A 21,165-nucleotide genomic window follows, 5' to 3' on the forward strand; every position below is an offset into this window, starting at 1 on the left:
CCGGATTTCCCCGTTAAAACGTGACGCTGTCACCATCTTCTGGTGCGCTAACAAACGCCTGAATTTCATTATCGTGCGCATACTCCAGCAGTTCACGACGTGTGACCAGACAATGGTTTACCGCTTCCATATGGGTGGCGACAATTTGGGCCTGCGGCAAAATATTGTGCGCTTTTAGTACATCTTCTTTACTAAAGATAATTGCGCCAAAACCTAACAGATGTGCCCACCCGGTATTCATGATCACTACGCCGGGCTGATAGTAGCGCATATTTTTAGCAACGCCATCAATCCAGATTGAGTCACCCACCAGATAGAGCGTTTTTTCTGTGGGATGGTGGAAAATAACACCGCAGGCTTCCCCAAGCCGCTCCGCCAATTGGGGGACAGCATAGGCCTCATCGGAACCATGCTGACCATCCGTTTTAATGAGCGCAATGTCTTCAAAGTGGCTATCGGCCGACAGCTGGCGCAATTGCGTAAACCCTTGTTCACGCAGAATGGCTTCGTCGCCTTCGTTCTGCACATAAATCAACATCGATTTTGGTATTAACGTTGCAGCAGCATCATCCCAATGATCAGAATGCGTATGGGTCACAATAATGGCATCAACATCCAGTAGCGTGTCGATATCAACCGGCAGTTCAACCATCGGGTTACGAATATGCGATCGCGCACTACCGCTGAAGCCCGGCCAGGCGTTTTTATTTGATAGCATGGGGTCAACCAGGAAACGTTTTCCGGCATAGGTGATGACCTGGGTGGCATTACGAATTTGAGTGATGTTCATGGCAGTGTTCCTGTCAGTTATTTGCGATAACAACAGTATGCGGCAATGACAATTTTACGCCGCTGACCAAAAGACAGCTTTCGATGAGAATGGGCCAATATCGATTGATGGCCCTTTAATAACCCGAGGGGGGAACCCCAAACGCCTGACGAAAAGCGTAACTAAACGCCGCCGTGCTGGAATAACCCACTTCCAATGCCACAGCCGTAACATTTTTGTTCTTTTTCAGGATCATCACGGATTCCAGAATACGCATTTTCTGCTTCCAGGCGCTAAATGGCATTCCGGTCTCTTTTTTGAAATGGCGAGAAAACGTACGGGCAGACATACCAAGATGGCTGGCCCACAGTTCCATTGAATGTTCCAGTCCTGGTGACTCCTGGATTGTCCGGCATACCTTCATTAGCGCCGCGTTTTGTGGCCATGGCAGCACCAGTTCCACTTCTGGCAATTTGAGAATGACATCAAGTAATACGCTAACCAGTTGTCCCTCTTTGCTATTGATATCGTAATGGGCTGGCGTATTAGTGGTGGCGTAGTGAATAAACTCGCGAACAAAATCACTGATGGCGACGACCCGGCATTCATCAATCGGTTGTGGGATAAAATCTGGCTCAATATCGAGGTTTTCCAGATACACATCATCCAGCGCCCATACCGCATGGGCGGTATTATGCGGGATCCATATGCCGTAATGCGCGGGAATGACCCAGCATTTTCCCGCAACATCAATACGCATACTGCCTTGACGGGCAAAATGGAACTGAGCAAATGTATGGCTATGCTGGTCGACATGATTGTTTGCGGCAAGCACGAAGGAGCGAAAATAGACCGATTGCGGCAGCTCTTTCATCGAGTCATCTTGCGATGAAATCCACTGTTTCGCCTGCGCGGTCGTAAAAGAAGGGCGATCGTCCATCATTATGACGTCTATTCGATAAATATTGTCCTCACATCATAATACATACCATCACGTTATCAATAATAATCACAGTCAGATTATACTGACTCAATTATGGATAGGGATCATGGCAACGGTTTGTTCAGACGTAATAAGTTTTGAAGAATTAAATGATAACTGGTCCCGGATGGGTAATGATCTTCTCCTCCAGGCAGATATTAAAATTAACGGAACCCGACCGTGGGATATTCAGATTCACCATGCCGATTTTTTCAAACGCGTTTTCCAGCAAGGCTCTTTGGGATTGGGTGAGAGCTATATGGACGGTTGGTGGGATTGTGAACGTCTGGATATCCTGTTTTATCGAATTCTCAAGGCTAAACTGGACAAGCAAATGCCAGGAAACCTGAAAGATATTTTACGAATTGCCAGCGCCCGTCTATTTAACCTTCAAACTCGCCAGCGTTCATGGATTGTTGGGAAAGAACATTACGATATTGGTAACGATCTCTTTACCCTGATGCTCGACCCACATATGCAGTACTCCTGCGGCTACTGGAAAGAAGCACAAACGCTGGAAGCGGCGCAGAATGCTAAGCTTAAAATGATCTGTGAGAAGCTTCAGCTAAAGCCAGGCATGCAGTTGCTGGATATTGGCTGTGGCTGGGGTGGGCTCGCAGCCTATGCAGCACGTCATTATGGCGTGAGCGTGGACGGGGTGACTATTTCTGGCGAGCAACAAAAATTGGCTCAGCAGCATTGTGAGGGCCTGAATGTTTCTATTTTACTGCAGGACTATCGCGATCTGGATAAAACCTACGATCGCATTGTTTCAGTAGGGATGTTTGAACACGTCGGCCCCAAAAATTACGACACCTATTTTAGCGTGGTTGACCGCTGCCTGAAATCGAATGGATTATTTCTATTACATACCATCGGTAGCAATGAAACTGGGGTTAATGTCGATCCATGGATTAACAAATATATTTTCCCAAACGGTTGCCTGCCGTCTATTCGCCAGATAGCCAATGTCAGTGAATCACGGCTTATAATGGAAGACTGGCACAACTTTGGCACTGATTATGATAAAACACTGATGGCGTGGCACCAGCGTTTTAACGCCGCATGGTCAACGCTTGCGCCAAACTACACGCTACGTTTTCGGCGGATGTTTAACTATTATCTTTGTGCCTGTGCAGGTGCGTTCCGCGCCAGAGATATTGAACTTTGGCAGGTGCTATTTAGCCGGGGGCATGAAGGTGGGTTGTATGTGTACCGCGGATAATATGCATGGGCTGGCAGCCCTTGTGGCTTAACTCAATAAGTCGTCATTTTCAGCCAATAATAGACTGGCGCCGCCCCGGCAGCGCCATAGTCAGCGATTATTCACCGCTTCTCAGATAACTTATTTTCCCCAGCGATCTCGTAGATAATTGACGGCATCCTGAGTCTGCGGCTGCTCAAGATAACCTTCGCGGAACAGAATCGTACCGTTAATGTTCGATACCGATTCATTAAGATCGATCTGTTTTTTCAACTCCGGCACGCCACCTTCAATCATCCAGTCCGGTTCGTTCTTCGACGGTTCACCGATTTTATACAGTGCAATACCAATATAAAGGCGGGTGTTTGTCGGCTTCACGACATCGGCCCACCATTTTGCGAGCACATCATAACGCGCCGCGTCGCGGGCGAACGGCCAGTATAGCTGTGGCGCAATATAGTCCAATAGACCTAGCTGCACCCACTGACGGGTATCGGCATATGACTCATCATAAGCGGCCGCGCCACGGGTATCGGAACCGGCAGGATCGTGCGAGCGGTTGCGCCAGACGCCCGCCGGGCTGACGCCAAATTCTACATTGGGATTAAGCTGCTTTATGGTGTGCGAAACCTGCGCAATCAACTGTTGGGTATTGTGCCTGCGCCAATCGGCTTTTGAAGCAAAACCTTGGCCGTACTGACGGAAAGTCGCATTGTCGTTGAGGGCTGAGGTGCGCGTTTCGGTATAGAAATAATCGTCAAACTGCACGCCGTCGATAGGGTAGCGAGACACTACTTCCGCAACAATGCTGGTTATCCAGTCACGCGCCTCTGGGATGCCCGGGTCGACGACAAAACGATCGCCTGACGTGCGAATCCAGTCGCGATGCAGGACGTACACGCTAGAAAGTGTTTGCGTGAGCGTATTGTTGAGTGCCGTAATCGTCGACGGTTTAATGTTCACCGAAACACGATAAGGGTTAAACCAGGCGTGAACTTTCATGCCACGCTTGTGGGCTTCATCCAACACGAACTGTAACGGGTCGTAGCCCGGGTATTCACCAATATTTCCGGTCATCATATCCGACCACGGCAAAATGTTTGATTGCCACAGCGCGGTGCCATCGGGCTTAACCTGGAAAAAGATCGTATTGATGCCAAGACTTTTGAGTTTATCGAGCTTAGCGCGCATCGCAGTTTGCTGCTGATTAACCCGTAGCGTTGTGCTACCGGCGTTAATGGAGCTTATCGGCGGCCAGTCCAGACGCGAAACCGTGGTCAGCCAGACGCCGCGCATCGGCTCATTGCTGTGTTCAGATTTGCCCGGCGTTGAGGTGGACGGTGATTTAACCGGCGTCTTTGAATCGCAGCTGACCAATAACAGCGCAGCCACGATCAGCGCGCTGGCTTTCTTCATTTTCGACATGCGGGAAAAGCTAAAAGAACTGAGAGTCATAAGTGCCGTTGTTCGGGTTGTCACGAGTGGAGAACATTTTCGTACTATTGGCGGCGAAGTCAATCGGTTAGCTAACTAGGTATGGGTATTGCCACGCTTTATCATCGCAAGATCAAAAAATACGATCTGATCATCGCTTAGATCCTGGGGTAGGCGGGGTAGGGATCCTTCGCCTATGCCCATATCTGGCTGCGCTGAAGTGTTTGTAAGTACTTACTATTTACTGTGAATACAGTGTGAGAGTAAGCGATTTACTTTCAACACAGATTTAAAGCGTCATGCTACTTCTTCATCCGGCTGTTAGCCCACGGGTCAATGTCCGTTTCGCCGGCTTTATCCGCAGTAAAATCTTCAAGCGAATCCAGATAAAGAGCTTCAACCTCCGCGCGAGCCCACGGGGTACGACGCAAAAACTTTAGGCTGGATTTCACACTGGGGTCTTTTTTAAAGCAGTTGATACTGATGATCTTTCCTAACTTTTCCCAACCGTAATGCGCAACCAGTGCGTTTATCTGCATCTCAAGCGTTACGCCATGCAGAGGATCTTTGGAACTTTGCGCTGTCATATTGGGTCCGTGTTTTCAATTTCTTTGGCTAGGGAAGATTACAAGAAAGTCAGATCGCCAGCAATGATGAAGAGGCATTTTTGCCTCTTTTTTGGCGCTTGTACGTGAAATCTGACGCACAGTGACGCTGCTGAAATAGTAGAATTTACGTAGATCACGATTATTCAATAAAGTTTTTATAAATCATATTGTTGAATAGATACTTGATGCGCTATATGCAAAGTTTAGAGCGAGCGATTCGCCTGGCACGTGAATAACGGGGAAAATGGAAGCCTTCGGTAACGCGCTGGAAGTTTTTTGCCCCTAGGAACAGGCATCGGAAATGTCGACCAAAATATATGTGTGCAGATTCGCCACCCACAGCATGATGTGAATAGTGTCTCGGAAAGAAATTGGTCTGATAGCTAATGCATTAGAGGATAGGGAAGTCTGATATTTCAACTTGTCGATTTGTGAGTTCGAGGAGGTGATTCATGGATTTATAATCATAATATTAAATTTAACATAATATACATTATGCGCACTAATGTTGTAGTAGCAAAGTTGTAATGTCCGATAATGGCTAAGTTAAGATGTCCGGCGTGTATAATCAAGTAAGGATTACCATGACGGCTCTCGCAGCGGAGTTTTTCACATTGGATGAAGTTAACCGACTCAAAATCATTCAGGATGTCATCGACCGGCGTCTGACAACACAAATGGCAGCTCAGCGGCTTGGTATCTCCGACCGTCAGTGCCGTCGTCTGCTTGCGCGTTATCGTGAAGATGGTCCGATTGGCATGACCAGCCGCCGTCGTGGTAAATCCAGTAACAACCAGTTGCCTCAGGGACTGGCCGCATACGCGCTGAACATTATTCGCGAACGCTATAACGATTTCGGTCCGACGCTGGCCTGTGAAAAACTGTCTGAGGTGCACGGTGTTCATCTTTCCAAAGAAACCGTCCGTAAGCTGATGACTCAGGCCAGTCTGTGGGTCCCACGTAAGCAACGTGCGCCAAAAATTCAGCAACCTCGTTACCGCCGTGCCTGTGCCGGTGAACTCATACAAATCGACGGCTGCGACCACCACTGGTTTGAAAATCGGGGACCTAAGTGTACGGCACTGGTTTACGTTGATGACGCAACCAGTCGTTTAATGCAGCTTCTTTTCGTGAAATCTGAGTCTACTTTCACCTATTTTGAAGCGACCCGGGGCTATATTGAAAAACATGGCAAACCGCTTGCGCTGTACAGCGACAAAGCCAGCGTATTCAGGATCAACAATAAAAATGCAACCGGCGGCGACGGCGATACCCAGTTTGGCCGTGCGATGCATGAACTGAACATTCAGACCATTTGTGCAGAAACCAGTGCTGCCAAAGGCCGCGTTGAACGGGCGCACCTGACGCTTCAGGACCGACTGGTCAAGGAGCTCAGGCTCCAGGGCATCAGTTCCATGGAAGCTGCGAACGCATTTGCCGAAGAGTTCATGAACGATTACAACCGTCGTTTCGCAAAAGCGCCTCGCCAGGAGTTTGATGTTCATCGGGAACTGGATGTCGATGACGATCTTGATATGGTATTTAACTGGCGTGAAGCTCGTAAAGTGTCGAAATCACTCACAGTGCAATACGACAAAGTCCTTTATCTGATTGAAGACAGCGAATTCAGTCGTCGGGCGATTGGTAAATACATCGATGTCTGGCATTACCCGGATGGACATAAAGAGCTCCGGCTTAATGGCGTATCACTTCCCTACTCCACCTATGACAAGCTTTCTGAAATCGATCAGGGGGCCATTGTGGATAACAAACGTCTGGGGCGGGCCCTGGAAATGGCGCAGCTGGTCCAGGCCGAGCGGGATAATAACCGGTCGCAATCCGTACCATCCGGAGACGGCCCTTCTCGCAGGCGTAAAGCTCCCACGACGAAGAAATCCCAGCGTTCCCTGGATCAGGACGATATGTTCAATGCCCTGGTGAAACTTCAGTCACGCTCTGAAGAGATATTTGGGAAGAAACCGATTTAAAGCCCGGTAATCCATCCGGGCATGCCTGGCTGTCAGATTTTGGCCTGATTGACCCGTGCCGCGAGCTCCTGATGACTCTCTTTCCTTTCGCTGTAGCGGTCGGACAGGTAGGCTGTGTGCCCTTTCAGGAGTAACGTCATTTTGAACAACTCTTCGGTAACGTCGACAATCCTGTCATACCAGGGTGAGGGTTTCATGCGCCCTTCATCATCAAATTCCTGCCATGCCTTTGGCACTGACGACTGATTGGGGATGGTGAACATCCGCATCCAGCGGCCAAGTATCCGCATCTGATTGACCGTGTTAAACGACTGTGAACCACCACAAACCTGCATGACGGCCAGCGTTTTACCCTGGGAAGGACGAACAGCACCTTCACTCAGGGGTATCCAGTCAATCTGGGCCTTCATCACCGAGCTCATGGCGCCATGTCTTTCCGGAGAACTCCAGACCATTCCGTCACACCACCTGACCAGCTCGCGGAGTTCAAGCACTTTGGGGTGACTTTCGGGCGCATCATCGGGTAACGGCAGACCGGATGGGTTAAATATTTTCACCTCAGCCCCCATCTTTGCCAGCAACCGCCCGGCCTCTTCCGCTGCAAAACGACTGTAGGACCGCTCTCGTACTGAACCGTACAGGATGAGAATTCGCGGCATGGTTTCGTTGTTGCCCGTAAGTTTGCTGGCAAGCGCATCATCAAAATAAGCCGGTTCGATTGCTGGTAAGTCGGTCATAAAAAATCTCCATTTCATAAGCTATGCTTTAAAAGTTATCACATATGAAATACCATATGTATTGTTATTTTTTTACGAGGTTAAGCATGCTACAGCCTGTTCAGCTTTTTAAACTGCTCGCCGACGAGACCCGTTCAACTATCGTGATGCTTCTCAGGGAGTCCGGTGAAATGTGCGTCTGTGACATCTGTGCGGCAACCGCAGAGTCTCAGCCAAAAATTTCTCGCCATATGGCCCTTTTACGTGAAGCCGAGCTGGTCATCGACCGTCGCGAAGGAAAATGGGTGCATTACCGACTGTCGCCACACATGCCAGCATGGGCTGCGGGTATTATTGATACAGCCTGGAACTGTGAACGAGAAAACATACGCAACAAGCTCAGTAGCGTGGCATCTGTCTCCTGCTGATGGCGATATATATATCCGAATAAACAAATGTGAATGGAGTTTCTGATGTTACTGGCTGGTGCTATCTTTTTATTCACGCTCGTCCTGGTTATCTGGCAACCCAGAGGGCTGGGGATTGGCTGGAGTGCCTCACTGGGCGCAATTCTGGCATTGCTGACTGGCGTCGTTCATCTGGGGGATATTCCGGTGGTCTGGCAGATAGTGTGGAATGCGACCGCCACCTTTATCGCCGTGATCATCATCAGTCTTCTGCTCGACGAATCCGGCTTCTTTGAATGGGCCGCGCTGCACGTTGCCCGTTGGGGGAATGGCCGGGGGCGGCTGCTCTTCACCTGGATCGTCCTGCTTGGTGCGATGGTTGCGGCACTGTTTGCCAACGACGGTGCGGCACTGATCCTGACACCTATCGTTATCGCGATGCTGCTGGCGCTGGGATTCAGCCGGGGGGCAACCTTAGCGTTTATCATGGCCGCAGGGTTTATCGCTGACACGGCAAGCCTGCCACTGATTGTCTCAAACCTGGTGAATATCGTCTCGGCGGATTTCTTTAAGCTTGGTTTCTCAGAATATGCCGCCGTGATGGTCCCGGTTAACCTGGCCGCGATTGCGGCTACGCTGGTGATGCTGCATCTGTTTTTCCGTAAGGACATTCCCGCCGTTTACGACGTTTCTCTGTTGAAAGAACCGAAAGACGCTATACGTGATGTGAATACCTTTAAAACCGGCTGGCTGGTTCTGGTGTTGCTTCTGGTGGGATTCTTCGGACTGGAGCCGCTGGGCGTACCGGTCAGTTTGGTCGCAGCCGCTGGTGCATTGCTTCTGTTTGCTGTTGCGAAAAAAGGGCATGCCATTAACACCGGTAAGGTGCTGCGTGGTGCGCCCTGGCAAATCGTTATCTTCTCGCTGGGGATGTACCTGGTGGTCTACGGCTTACGAAATGCCGGTCTGACCCACTATCTCTCTTCCTTGCTGAATCAGCTGGCAGAGCAGGGATTGTGGGCGGCAACGCTGGGTACGGGCTTCCTGACGGCCTTCCTGTCATCAGTGATGAACAATATGCCGACCGTGCTGGTCGGGGCGCTGTCGATTGATGGCAGCACTGCGACCGGTGTTATCAAAGAAGCGATGATTTACGCCAACGTCATCGGCAGCGACCTGGGGCCAAAAATTACCCCTATCGGCAGTCTGGCAACGTTACTGTGGCTGCACGTTCTGTCGCAGAAAAATATCAAAATTACCTGGGGATATTACTTCCGGGTGGGCATTGTCATGACAATCCCCGTGCTGTTTGTCACGCTTGCAGCACTGGCGCTTCGTCTGTCTTTCACTTTGTAATGAGATACTGATATGAGCAACATTACCATTTATCACAACCCGGCCTGCGGCACGTCACGCAATACCCTTGAAATGATCCGCAACAGCGGTACAGAGCCGACCGTTATTCATTATCTTGAAACCCCACCATCACGAGCTGAGCTGGTAAAACTCATTGCGGATATGGGGATCACGGTACGAGCGCTGCTGCGTAAGAATGTCGAACCTTTTGAAGCGTTAGGGCTGGCGGAAGACCGCTTTACTGACGAGCAGTTAATCGATTTTATGTTGCAGCACCCTGTTCTGATCAATCGCCCTATCGTGGTAACGCCGCTGGGTACCCGGCTATGCCGCCCTTCTGAAGTCGTGCTGGATATTCTTCCCGATGCGCAGAAAAGCGCGTTCACGAAAGAGGACGGTGAGAAGGTAGTTGATGAAAAAGGTAACCGGCTGAACTAAACGTGTTCTTGTGACGAAGGGCGAGAGAACTCGCCCTTTTTTATTTAAGATAATCAGTGCTAACGGAGGATAAGAAGCGGTTGTTGCGTCTTTTGCAGCATTTCGGAGGTATGACTACCGATAAAGAACTGCCGCAACCTGGAATGACCGTAGGCCCCCATCACTATCAGATCGACAGCATTTTCCTCGGCGTAACGAATAAGCGCGTCCCCGACTGATTGCCCGGTAAGATGTGTTGTGCTGTTTTCTATATCCGCGTCACGTAAAATTTGCTGTGCGGTCAGCAGCTCTTCCTTCTTACCGTTTACCATGACAAGGTGGCACTCCAGCCCCCTGAGTAAGGGACTCATCGTCAGACGTTCCAGGTTACTCCTGCTTTCTTCACTGCCATCATAAGCCAGCATGACTCTGGAAGGCACTGAGTAGTTCTCCGGAACAACCAGTAGGGGTTTCTTTTGCAGACGAATAACGCTTTCCAGATGAGAGCCTACCGGATGCTGGCTACCCCGACGCCCCAGCACCATGAGACGAAGGTCGCTCAGCTCTGCCAGAACTTCATCCGGTGTACCGTGTTTTTGCATCAAAAGCACATCCGGGCTTCCCTGTTTTTGAAGCAGTTCAGCACAACTTTCCAGTATTGCTTTCCCCTGGGCCATCAGCAGGCGATTACGTTGCCCTTCAATTTCTACCAGCTCATCGGTCAGCAATTGCTGACTGTCTATGCCGAGAGTGCCGGTCAGGTCTGACACTACCGGGGTGCTGTCTTTTTCGATAACGTGCAACAGTGCTAGCTGTGATTGCAAAGTGCGGGCTGCCCACGCCGCATATTCACACACTGACCGCGTTGAAAGTGAACCGTCCACACAAGCTGTAACAGTATTATTCATAGTTTTCCCTCCAGTCTGTTAATGACCGCCCATCAGTTTTTCGACTTCTTCAGGTTTATCGTGAACACCAAACCGGTCAACGATGGTGCGGGTGGCTTCATTCATCCCACGTATTTCAACCCCGGCGCCCTCTCTGCGGAACTTAATGACCACCTTATCCAGGGCGCTGACGGACGTGATGTCCCAGAAATGGGCATGTGAAACGTCTATCACCACATTCTCAATCGCTTCACGGAAATCAAAGTGGCTCGTAAAGCGGTCTGCTGATGCAAAGAATACCTGGCCGGTGACGGTATACGTCCGGCTCGTCCCCTCCAGAACTGAGGTTACACGCATGAACCGGGATACTTTAGTGGCAAAATTGAGCGAAGCAATCAGTACACCGGTCAGCACACCGAAGGCCAGATTATGTGTTGCCACCACAACCGCTACGGTGGCAAGCATGACCACGCTGGTTGAAAGGGGGTGTGTCCGCAGGTTGGCAATGGAGCGCCAGGAGAATGTCCCGATGGAAACCATAATCATCACCGCGACCAGCGCTGCCATCGGAATTTGGGAGACCCAGTTGCGCAGGAACACAATCAGGCAAAGCAGCACCACGCCCGCCGTGAGGGTTGAAAGTCGTCCGCGTCCACCGGATTTTACGTTGATAACAGATTGCCCAATCATCGCGCAGCCTGCCATTCCTCCGATAAAGGATGTGCAGATGTTCGCGATGCCCTGAGCTTTGCACTCCCTGTTTTTGTCGCTTGGCGTGTCGGTCATGTCATCCACGATAGTGGCGGTCATCATCGACTCAAGCAGGCCAACCACCGCAAGCCCCGCAGAATATGGCAGGATGATGAGCAGCGTCTGAAGATTTAAAGGCACGTCCGGGAGCAGGAAGACCGGCAGACTGTCGGGAAGTTTCCCCATATCCCCGACGGTTCGCACATCCAGATGCAGCCACATGGCAATCCCAGTCAGCACCACGATGCACACAAGCGGTGAAGGAATGGTTTTGTTGATATAAGGGAAGAGATAGATGATCCCCAGCCCTGCCGCAGTCATGGCATAAACATGCCATGTCACATTGGTCAGCTCAGGCAACTGGGCCATAAAAATCAGTATTGCCAGTGCATTAACAAACCCCGTGACCACTGAGCGTGAAACAAAACGCATCAGCCCGCCAAGCTTCAGATATCCGGCTATCAGCTGGAATACCCCGGTCAGTATGGAGGCAGCCAGTAAATACTGTAAGCCATGATCTTTCACCAGCGTCACCATCAGGAGAGCCATTGCACCGGTGGAGGACGAAATCATCGCCGGACGTCCGCCAAAGAAGGCCATAACGAGAGGAATACAGAACGCCGAGTAGAGGCCCACCTGGGGATCAACACCGGCGATAATGGAAAAGGCGATCGCTTCTGGAATGAGTGCGAGCGCGACAACAATACCGGCCAGAACGTCACCACGGACGTTACCCAGCCAGTCCTTACGCGTCGAGGACAGCAACATAGTAATTTCTCAGTTTTTAGATACAGTCAGCCCTGGAGGGCTACATTTTTACGTACGGTAAAGCACATCCGCAGACGGGATGTTATTGAGTGCGTGCTGAGGCTTGCTCAGTACGACAGAGGAAGGAAAAACTCAGGGTGGCGTAATACGCATAGCGGTTGTCAGATTCTCCATAGCGGATGTGTATATATTGTCGGCTCTGTTGTCAGGAAGAACTTACAGAACACGTCGCGTTTGAACATGAAACACTTCAAAGCAGCCCAATACTACAAATAAAGCGAATACGGGGTCAACCCAACAAGGTACTCAAACGAAGAGGTTAAGATGCGATTTTTATCCAGGAATTCAATATTATCAAAGGACATTTGAACTTTGCCCCACCCCGGACATCTCTACTTAGCCTTGACAATGTCATCCCAGATAGAATCCGCAGTTTTTCGGTCATACTGCTGATGATCCCCGTAAGCTCTTTCCCCAGCGCAGACACCATCACGTTGGCATCTCAGTTGTTCGTGTCATTCTGCTTTCTTAGATTATCGTCACCGGTCCGACTTTGCCGTGCGATTATGTCCATCAGTTATCCGATACTTTCACATTTTCGCATGCAAAAAATCATACGGGATTCGACGGAGAACAATGGCCTTTTCACCCACCCAATTCTCAGCCAGAACGCCACTAAACACGGTAAAAGTGTTGCTTATCCAGCGCAATATCAGCGTGATGCAAACTGAACGTATCCGCCCGAATCTAGATATCTTCTCTTTCAGCCTGTCTCAAAATGATTGAAAAATTGAGACCGGTGAATGTAGCTCGGTTTAGCGTCAGCATGGCTGGTTTTAGTCCGATTACTGCCAGCGAAAAAAAAGTCCAATTCCACTCGCCGATATCTTGCATGAGAATCTCCCTCATTTTGCCCTTATCTCACCCCAAATCTGGTAGGCCGATCCACACAGAGTTTTATTGTAAATGGTTACCATTCCCATTATCATCTTTCTTTGTAAAATTTTGCAAAGGAAACTTACATGTCTACAAAAACCGTACAAAAAACGGCATTACGCGCCCTCGCCCTTTCTTTGGCAATCAGCTCCTGCTTCGCACTGGCCAAAGACTTTACCGAGAAGGATTTTCAGTCTCAGCCTCTAGGTCATGGGGTTTATGAACTGGCCTACGATAAAGGACAGCAAGCAATTTACGCGGCGTCCGCTCCCTCCTTTGATAAAGATAAAACAGCGGGAATGGTCTATTTATTGAATGCTCACACCCTGCAAATTAATGACAAAATCGCGACAGAACGCCGCACGTTTGCCGTTTCTCTCGACGAAGAAAATCATATTCTCTATCTGGGAAATGCCCTTGATGGATCGATTGCACTGCTGGATACACGCACTAACAAGGTTATCAATACTATTCAGTTAAGTGACAGTTCTGACCCGAAGAAGACCGCTCATGTTCGAGAAGTGGTGTTGGATAAGAAACATCATCGACTATATCCCTCCGCACATCAGAGCTACTTAAAATAATTTCCAGATCAGGATGGGACTGATAAAACGCCGGTAATTGGGGAACCACAATTTGACGGGCAAAGGCAATGGGCATATCGACACGAAGCTGGCCATTTAAGGGGCGTTCCGGGGCAAAAGACTCCAGTAAATCGTCAGCTTGCGACAGCAACGGTTTGCTGCGGCGATAAAATTCTTCACCTTCCGGCGTCAAATAAAGCCGGCGTGTTGTGCGTTGTAATAGACGAACTCCGCTTTGCTGCTCCAGTTGCTGGAGTGCTTTTGTGACCGCTGGCCGATGAATCTGCAAGTTCTCTGCTGCCTGAGTGAAGCTCCCTGAATCGACGATCTCGATAAAAATTTTAATATTTTCAAACAGATTCAGTTGCATGATGCGTTTCCTGACAAAGCGATCAAGATGATTATTATCAATTTAATAATAGTGAAGAATATTATTCACTATTTTTCTGACTAATAAAGCCCTCTACACTGCATGCAATCCAGCACACTCCTGCTGCAACAAGGTAATAACATCATGAAAACAAATCGTATTTGTCAGATTTTAGGTATTGAAAAACCCGTTATTCAAGGGCCCCTCTCGTGGCTAACCGACGCACGCCTGGTTGCCGCCGTAAGTAATGCCGGTGGACTAGGTGTGCTTGGACCAAATGCCGGATTAACTGCACAAACGGCGGTTTCTACCCCTGAGGCTACAGCAGAAAAATTGCGTGAAGAGATCCGTAAAACCAAGCTGCTGACGGAGAAACCCTTTGGCGTGAATCTAATCCCTACGGCTCAAAACGATATCTGGACGCCACCTATTCTCAAGGTTATTAAGGAGGAAGGTGTTAAAGCGGTGGTCTATACCGGCTACGGTGAAGGGGCAATTATCCCCGCATTGTTCGATGAACTTAAGACTGCCGGAATTACCATAATCTATCGTGATATTAATCCGACGCCTGCCAACACGCGCGAAGCGGAACGCTCCGGTGCCGATATCATTGTGGCCACCGGGTTCGATGAAGGCGGAACGTTACCAGGAACCGTCCTGGGGACATTCTCTATTGTCCCCATGATCGTGGATGCGGTTGAAAATGCGCCAGTGCTTGCCGCTGGCGGCATCGTCGATAAACGCACCGCCAGTGCCGCTCATGCACTGGGCGCGGAAGGTGTCTTTGCCGGTTCTGTATTTATCGGCACTCTGGAAAACCGCGTGCCACAGTCGATAAAAGATAAAATCGTTGCGGCCAACGGACTGGACTTAAGCTTGTTCCGCACCCTTCCCGACTTTTACCGTTCGCTGCCAGGAAAACTGACCGACAAACTGGTGGAAATGGATAAAGCGGGCGCCAGTAAGGAAGCCATTGACCAGGCAATGGGTGGATTGCGAGGGTTACGTCTTGGTATGCTTGAAGGCAATACTGACGAAGGCTATATCTCACTAGGCACCGGCATTGGCGGGATCAAGCAAATTGCCAGTGTTGCTGATGTCGTTTTGCAACTCTCAGTTTAAAATAGCGGGCAGCGTCGGTTGCCCAAAATCGTTTAGCATCACGCACCTGACTTTTCAGGAACCAGCATAATCATCTTTAACGCCCGATTACTCGCCAACTGCCAGCTCAATTGTCGATAGACTAGATCCCCTTTTTCAGCATGATGAAAAAGTCGTTGTCCTCCTTCACGCACAATGACCTGCTGTTGTGACCAGAAATCACGGAAATCAGGACTGTTATCGCTCATCTGCTGCACAAACGCGTTCAGAATATTGTCATTGGGATAATGAACAGCATCGGAACGCAGCTCGGCAACGATGCGTCGGGCGCGCGCTTCCCAGTTATCAACTAACTGACGTGCCAGCGGATTCTGGAACATAAAGGTCATCATATTCGGTGAATCTTCGCTGCCCAGCCAGCCGGAAAATAAAGCTTCAGCGCCTTTGTTCCATGCCAAAACTTGCCAGGTCAAATCCAACAAATAACAAGGTTCAGAAACATGATTAACCGCTGCCAGAATTGTCGGCTCAACGGCAGGAACCGACTCGTTTAAAGGATCGCTCTTATGCGCCAGTAAAAACAAATACTCCCGCTCTGCTGCGGTTAACTGCAACGCTAACGCAATACCTGATAGCGTCTGTGCGGAAACAGTGATATCTCGGCCCTGTTCAAGCCAAGTATACCAGGTAGTGCTGATAGCACTCATCTGCGCCACTTCCTCCCGGCGCAATCCTTTTGTACGGCGGCGGGAAATAATCGGAATCCCCACCCTTTCTGGCGAGGTATTCTCTCGTTTCACGCGTAAAAATGCGCCCAACGCCTGTGGCCCATTCAACCCTGACTTTTCCATGGTAGTTACTCTATATACCAGTATAAATGGCAATATTGTACCCGTATTAATCCCGGCGTATAGTCCGTTTTAACAAGAACATAACAACAGAGGAAGACCGGTATGAGCAACCATCATGAAGCCTTAGTCAAGTCACAGTTTAGCGGTCAGGCGGCAGCCTATTTACAGAGCAATGTTCATGCGCAAGGCGCTGATTTACAACGTCTGGGAGAGTGGTTAGCTGACGATAAGCACGCAAACCTGTTGGATATCGGCTGTGGCGCAGGACACGCCAGCTTTACAGCCGCACCCAGGGTCGCAAAAGTAACGGCTTACGATCTTTCAGAAGGCATGTTGGCAGTCGTTGCCGAAGAGGCCGAAAAACGAGGGCTGAGTAATATCAGCTGTACTCAGGGGCCTGCGGAAGTTTTGCCATTTACCGATAACAGCTTTGATATCGTCATCAGCCGTTATTCGGCGCACCATTGGCATGATATTCAAGCGGCACTGATGGAAATCCGTCGCGTACTGAAACCCGGTGGCCGTTTCATCATGATGGATATTGCGACACCAGGAAAAGCGATTTTCGATGTCTGGTTGCAAACCATCGAAATGCTGCGCGATCCTTCGCATATTCATAACTATTCACAGGGGCAATGGCTGACGATGGTCAACAGTCGTGGGATGGTGGTTGAGAAACTGGTTGGCGATAAACTGCACCTGGAGTTCTCTTCCTGGGTCGCGCGAATGAAAACCCCGGAAAATATCGTTGAGGCGATTCGCTATCTGCAAAGTAAAGTTTCAGATGAGGTAGGCGCGCATTTTGCTATTGCTGATGATGGCAGTTTTGTAAGCGATACCATCATGTTTGAGGCACGATAATAAAACGTAGCCCGGCCGAGCATGGCGACGCCGGGATTTGACGTGACAACGTCACCTAAAATCCCTTGTAGAACTTTCATTGGTGAAATTACCATCATTCGCACGCTTTTTTGTGCCCTTACCTCCAATTTGTCACCATCGTGTTAATCGTTGCTCTATAATCTTGCGCGCTGCAGTTTCTGACAGCCCCTACGGGGTCTGAAGTGAAGACAACGGAGTTAACGTAAGATGTTATCAGGCAATAAAAATCGTTCCCTTTATATCCCCTATGCGGGGCCGGTTCTGTTGGAATTTCCCCTGCTGAATAAAGGCAGTGCGTTCAGCATGGAAGAACGCAGCAACTTCAATCTGCTTGGGCTATTGCCTGAAGTCGTCGAAAGTATTGAAGAACAGGCCGAGCGCGCCTGGATCCAGTATCAAGGTTTCAAAACTGAAATCGATAAGCACATCTATCTTCGTAATATCCAGGATACCAACGAAACGTTGTTCTACCGTTTAGTGGAGAGCCATCTCGATGAGATGATGCCGGTCATCTATACCCCAACCGTTGGCGCGGCCTGTGAACGCTTCTCCGAAATTTATCGCCGGGCGCGCGGTGTCTTCATTTCCTACCAGAATCGTCACAACATGGACGATATTCTGCAAAACGTTCCAAACCATAACATTAAAGTGATCGTGGTGACCGACGGTGAACGTATTCTCGGTCTTGGCGACCAGGGCATCGGTGGCATGGGAATTCCTATCGGTAAGCTGTCGTTATATACCGCCTGCGGCGGTATTAGCCCAGCGTATACGCTGCCGGTGGTGTTGGATGTTGGTACCAATAACCAACAGTTGCTCAACGATCCGCTGTATATGGGCTGTCGTAACCCGCGTATCAGCGATGATGAGTATTATCAGTTTGTTGACGACTTTATCCAGGCAGTAAAACAGCGCTGGCCAAACGTGCTGTTACAGTTTGAAGATTTCGCACAGAAAAACGCTATGCCGTTGCTTAATCGTTATCGCGATGAGATTTGTTGCTTTAACGATGATATTCAGGGCACAGCGGCTGTCACCGTCGGCACGCTGATTGCCGCCAGCCGCGCGGCGGGCAGCCAACTCAATGAGCAGAGGGTTGTCTTCCTTGGCGCAGGTTCTGCCGGTTGCGGTATCGCCGAACAGATTATTTCGCAAATGCAACGTGAAGGGCTCAGCGAAGAGCAAGCACGCAGTCGCGTGTTTATGGTTGACCGGTTTGGTCTGCTGACCGATCAAATGCCTAACCTGTTAGCTTTCCAGAGTAAACTGGCGCAGAAGCAGGAAAAAATTGAGTCCTGGGAGCATGAGAACGACGAAATCTCCCTGCTCGATGTTATTCGTAATGCGAAACCGGATATCCTGATTGGCGTTTCTGGCCAGACAGGTTTGTTCACCGAAGACGTTATCCGTGAAATGCACAAGCATTGCCCACGTCCTATCGTGATGCCGTTGTCTAACCCGACTTCGCGCGTTGAAGCCACCCCGCAAGATATCATTAGCTGGACTGATGGCCAGGCACTGGTCGCCACCGGTAGCCCATTTGCGCCGGTGGTCTGGAAAGATACGGTGTACCCTATTGCACAGTGCAATAACTCGTATATCTTCCCGGGAATCGGGTTGGGCGTGATAGCATCTGGTGCTTCACGTATCACCGACGAGATGTTGATGTCCGCAAGTGAAACGTTAGCGAAACACTCACCGCTTGCAACCCACGGCGAAGGTTTGGTGCTACCGGAGCTTAAGGATATTCACAAAGTCTCGCGGGCAATTGCATTTGCGGTCGGCAAAATGGCCCAACAGCAAGGTGTCGCGACGAATACGTCAGCGGATGCGTTGCAAGAAGCCATTGATGATAACTTCTGGCAGCCGGAATACCGTAACTACCGTCGAACCTCCATCTAACGAGTCGGCAATGTGCGCGCCATCAGGCATAGCCGCGCACATTGCCGGATGGCGGCGTTTCCTTATTCGGCCTACGACCGGCTGAGCGAATGCGACGCCGGTTTATTTCCGCTTCACCCCACTATTGAGTCTTTTTAAGCACGATGCTTGAGGTGACGATATTAAAAACCCATAACATGTATGTTGTAACTAATACTTTTCTTTTCTGGCGAAATAACATCCGCAACGCTACACTGCATTCAACGTTCAACCTGACAACAAAATAAGGAGGCTAATTATGCTGTACTGTGAAAATATTAATATTTCACATACCCTTGGTGATCGCACCAGCTCAAGCGTTATCGATATCGTGCTGCGATAACTTCGGCTTGAGCGAAGACACCCACTCTTAATCCCTTCCCTCGGGCTTACAAGGTTATCGTCAGCTATGTTTGACGAGGCATTCTTATGCCAGTAACTCTTGAGTAAGCAAATGAGCACATTACTAACGGCACAATCTCTTCACGTTGAGACGGCGTTCGGCCCTCTTTTCACCCAACTCTCCTTTACCCTGAAAAAAGGCGACCGCATTGGCCTGATTGGTTATAACGGCTGCGGGAAAAGTACCTTATTACAGGTGCTTGACGGTACCATTGCCCCCTCTTCAGGCGTAGTGTCTCTTGCCGGTCACTGCTTAATGGCTCGTGTAGAGCAGCACTTGCCCCAGGCATTGCTAAATCAATCACTGATGCAAGCCGTTTTAGCGCAGCTCCCGGTTTCTGCTCGCGAAAGTCAACGCTGGCAGGCTGAGCGACTATTACTGGAAATGGGCTTCATCCCCGCCGAGCGAGAACAAACGGCATCAACGCTAAGCGGTGGGCAACACACTCGCCTGCTGCTGGCTCGCGCGCTGATTCTGCAACCGGATCTCCTTTTGCTTGATGAACCCGGCAACCACCTCGACCTGCCGACGTTGTTATGGCTGGAAAGTTTCCTGAATGGCTGGAACGGCAGCTTTGTGCTGGTGTCGCACGATAACACCTTGCTGGATGCCGTCACCAATACCAGCTGGATTTTACGTGATAATACCCTGCACGCCTTTTCTCTTCCGTGCAGCGCGGCACGGCAAGCATTAGAGATTCAGGATGAAAGCGATACGCTACGCCATAAGGCAGAGCAAAAGGAAATCGACCGCGTCACCGCCAGCGCTAAGCGGCTCGCTACCTGGGGCCGGGTGTATGACAACGAAGATCTCTCACGTAAAGCCAAGCAGATGGAAAAGCAGGTATCGCGCCTAAAGGAAAGCCAGACCGAACTCACTCAGGGAACGCCTTGGAAACTGGCGCTAAACGGCGATGTTCTACGCGCAGACAGATTACTTGAAATGGAACAGTTGCCTGTCCCACCGGCCCCTGGCTTAACGCCGTTGTTTACCACGGGAGTAGCGAGGTTACAAAGCGGCGACCGTGTGGCCATTATGGGGCGCAACGGCGGCGGAAAATCGTCATTACTGCGTCTATTATGGCGGCAGATGCGACAAGGTGTGGACACTGCTGGGCTACGACTCCATCCCCGTCTGAATCCCGGTTATTACGACCAAACGCTGCATCAATTATCAGATAATGCCTGCCTGCTTGATGCACTGGAAGCATTCGAGCCGTCGACAGAAATACGCAAACGGGCGCTTATTTCTTCGGGATTTAACTGGGCACGTCACGGGCAAAAAATCAGCACACTCAGCGGCGGCGAACGCTCGCGCCTGCTGTTCGTGGGATTATCTCTTGCCCGTTACAGCCTGCTGTTACTCGATGAGCCGACCAACCATTTGGATATGGACGGTAAGGAAGCGCTGGCGCAAACGCTGTGTGACTATCCTGGAGGGTTACTGCTCGTCAGCCATGACCGTCAGTTAATTAGCCAAAGCTGCAATCGTTTTTGGTTAATCGATGACAACGGACTTAGCGAATGGCACGACGCAGATGAGGTTTACGCACAACTCAGAAATACCGTTCGCCACCCTGTTGTTGATGAAACGCCCACGCTTGCCGCAGAGAATAACCTCAATGGCGATGATCTCCTTGAGCGGTTGATTAGCCTGGAACAACTGTTAGCGGAGGACATGGCGCGTAAACCAAAACATCAAAAACGGCATTTACAGCAGCAATGGCAAAAGGAGATTGCAGAGCTTAACCACCAGTTAAGTTAACCCAAACAAAGCTAAACCGATCCCGGCCGAGCATCGCGACGCCGGGATAATACTGAGCATCAGAATTT

General features: G+C 49.9%; 18 protein-coding genes and 2 pseudogenes. 10 read left to right on the forward strand and 10 right to left on the reverse strand.

Features of this window, described 5'->3' with window-relative positions; genetic code table 11:
- Nucleotides 1–13 precede the first annotated feature (13 nt).
- Together U0026_RS11565 and U0026_RS11570 are read right to left on the reverse strand one after the other, a co-directional pair.
- The gene (locus tag U0026_RS11565) at nt 14–790 is read right to left on the reverse strand and encodes an MBL fold metallo-hydrolase (RefSeq protein ID WP_062773624.1); all 777 of its coding nucleotides are present in this window, start codon (nt 788–790) and stop codon (nt 14–16) included.
- 115 nt (nt 791–905) lie between these two features.
- Nucleotides 906–1,712, reverse strand: a complete 807-nt coding sequence (locus U0026_RS11570; RefSeq protein ID WP_082806300.1) for a helix-turn-helix domain-containing protein — start codon at nt 1,710–1,712, stop codon at nt 906–908.
- A gap of 166 nt (nt 1,713–1,878) precedes the next feature.
- On the opposite strand from U0026_RS11570, the gene cfa reads away from it, so the two are divergent.
- Nucleotides 1,879–2,976, forward strand: coding sequence for a cyclopropane fatty acyl phospholipid synthase (gene cfa / locus U0026_RS11575; RefSeq protein WP_412098977.1), 1,098 nt, complete (start codon nt 1,879–1,881; stop codon nt 2,974–2,976).
- 120 nt (nt 2,977–3,096) lie between these two features.
- Here cfa and U0026_RS11580 read toward each other — a convergent pair whose 3' ends face one another.
- Nucleotides 3,097–4,371, reverse strand: a complete 1,275-nt coding sequence (locus U0026_RS11580) for a glycoside hydrolase family 10 protein (protein WP_062773761.1) — start codon at nt 4,369–4,371, stop codon at nt 3,097–3,099.
- Between the two features lie 320 nt (nt 4,372–4,691).
- Nucleotides 4,692–4,976, reverse strand: coding sequence for a VF530 family protein (locus U0026_RS11585; RefSeq protein WP_062773620.1), 285 nt, complete (start codon nt 4,974–4,976; stop codon nt 4,692–4,694).
- A gap of 605 nt (nt 4,977–5,581) precedes the next feature.
- On the opposite strand from U0026_RS11585, the gene U0026_RS11590 reads away from it, so the two are divergent.
- Nucleotides 5,582–6,985 (forward strand): ISNCY family transposase, encoded by a 1,404-nt coding sequence (locus U0026_RS11590; protein ID WP_011152984.1) that lies wholly within the window; start codon nt 5,582–5,584, stop codon nt 6,983–6,985.
- A gap of 32 nt (nt 6,986–7,017) precedes the next feature.
- Here the strand turns inward: U0026_RS11590 and arsH are convergent, their stop codons facing one another.
- Nucleotides 7,018–7,722 (reverse strand): arsenical resistance protein ArsH, encoded by a 705-nt coding sequence (gene arsH, locus U0026_RS11595; protein WP_000130816.1) that lies wholly within the window; start codon nt 7,720–7,722, stop codon nt 7,018–7,020.
- Between the two features lie 86 nt (nt 7,723–7,808).
- On the opposite strand from arsH, the gene U0026_RS11600 reads away from it, so the two are divergent.
- Genes U0026_RS11600 through arsC form a run of 3 tightly spaced genes read left to right on the forward strand, consistent with a single transcriptional unit; the run spans nt 7,809 to nt 9,902 of the window.
- Nucleotides 7,809–8,129 carry a transcriptional regulator gene (locus U0026_RS11600; protein WP_000941305.1) on the forward strand — a complete coding sequence of 107 codons (321 nt, stop codon included), beginning with the start codon at nt 7,809–7,811 and terminating at the stop codon, nt 8,127–8,129.
- Nucleotides 8,130–8,174: 45 nt separating this feature from the next.
- Entirely contained in the window at nt 8,175–9,464 is a 1,290-nt protein-coding gene (locus U0026_RS11605; protein WP_000922628.1) for an arsenic transporter, read from the forward strand.
- 12 nt (nt 9,465–9,476) lie between these two features.
- The gene (gene arsC, locus U0026_RS11610) at nt 9,477–9,902 is read left to right on the forward strand and encodes a glutaredoxin-dependent arsenate reductase (protein WP_000065802.1); all 426 of its coding nucleotides are present in this window, start codon (nt 9,477–9,479) and stop codon (nt 9,900–9,902) included.
- A 59-nt stretch (nt 9,903–9,961) separates the two neighbouring features.
- Here arsC and U0026_RS11615 read toward each other — a convergent pair whose 3' ends face one another.
- The 3 genes from U0026_RS11615 to U0026_RS11625 form a co-directional block, all read right to left on the reverse strand.
- Nucleotides 9,962–10,789, reverse strand: coding sequence for a universal stress protein (locus U0026_RS11615; RefSeq protein ID WP_001066652.1), 828 nt, complete (start codon nt 10,787–10,789; stop codon nt 9,962–9,964).
- Nucleotides 10,790–10,807: 18 nt separating this feature from the next.
- The gene (locus tag U0026_RS11620) at nt 10,808–12,286 is read right to left on the reverse strand and encodes a SulP family inorganic anion transporter (RefSeq protein ID WP_000927306.1); all 1,479 of its coding nucleotides are present in this window, start codon (nt 12,284–12,286) and stop codon (nt 10,808–10,810) included.
- A gap of 747 nt (nt 12,287–13,033) precedes the next feature.
- Nucleotides 13,034–13,180 carry a hypothetical protein gene (locus U0026_RS11625; protein WP_156484203.1) on the reverse strand — a complete coding sequence of 49 codons (147 nt, stop codon included), beginning with the start codon at nt 13,178–13,180 and terminating at the stop codon, nt 13,034–13,036.
- A gap of 128 nt (nt 13,181–13,308) precedes the next feature.
- On the opposite strand from U0026_RS11625, the pseudogene U0026_RS11630 reads away from it, so the two are divergent.
- Nucleotides 13,309–13,782 (forward strand): annotated as a pseudogene (locus tag U0026_RS11630) (YncE family protein); the annotation flags it as partial.
- Here U0026_RS11630 and U0026_RS11635 read toward each other — a convergent pair.
- A pseudogene (locus U0026_RS11635) lies at nt 13,763–14,170 on the reverse strand (LysR family transcriptional regulator); the annotation flags it as partial. The pseudogenes U0026_RS11630 and U0026_RS11635 overlap by 20 nt on opposite strands.
- Nucleotides 14,171–14,320: 150 nt before the next feature.
- Between U0026_RS11635 and U0026_RS11640 the strand changes: the two are divergent.
- Nucleotides 14,321–15,298: an NAD(P)H-dependent flavin oxidoreductase gene (locus U0026_RS11640; RefSeq protein WP_062773618.1), complete on the forward strand. Its 978-nt coding sequence runs from the start codon at nt 14,321–14,323 to the stop codon at nt 15,296–15,298.
- 38 nt (nt 15,299–15,336) lie between these two features.
- Here the strand turns inward: U0026_RS11640 and U0026_RS11645 are convergent, their stop codons facing one another.
- A complete protein-coding gene (locus tag U0026_RS11645; RefSeq protein WP_062773616.1) occupies nt 15,337–16,128 on the reverse strand; it encodes a helix-turn-helix transcriptional regulator in 792 nt (263 codons plus the stop codon).
- Between the two features lie 102 nt (nt 16,129–16,230).
- On the opposite strand from U0026_RS11645, the gene U0026_RS11650 reads away from it, so the two are divergent.
- The 3 genes from U0026_RS11650 (at nt 16,231) to U0026_RS11660 (ending at nt 21,097) form a co-directional block, all read left to right on the forward strand.
- Nucleotides 16,231–16,989 carry a class I SAM-dependent methyltransferase gene (locus U0026_RS11650; protein ID WP_062773613.1) on the forward strand — a complete coding sequence of 253 codons (759 nt, stop codon included), beginning with the start codon at nt 16,231–16,233 and terminating at the stop codon, nt 16,987–16,989.
- A 228-nt stretch (nt 16,990–17,217) separates the two neighbouring features.
- The gene (locus U0026_RS11655) at nt 17,218–18,912 is read left to right on the forward strand and encodes an NAD-dependent malic enzyme (RefSeq protein WP_062773610.1); all 1,695 of its coding nucleotides are present in this window, start codon (nt 17,218–17,220) and stop codon (nt 18,910–18,912) included.
- Between the two features lie 472 nt (nt 18,913–19,384).
- Nucleotides 19,385–21,097: an ATP-binding cassette domain-containing protein gene (locus U0026_RS11660; RefSeq protein ID WP_062773607.1), complete on the forward strand. Its 1,713-nt coding sequence runs from the start codon at nt 19,385–19,387 to the stop codon at nt 21,095–21,097.
- Nucleotides 21,098–21,165: the final 68 nt, after the last annotated feature.

Source organism: Kluyvera intermedia, from assembly GCF_034424175.1.
GTDB classification, from domain to species: domain Bacteria; phylum Pseudomonadota; class Gammaproteobacteria; order Enterobacterales; family Enterobacteriaceae; genus Kluyvera; species Kluyvera intermedia.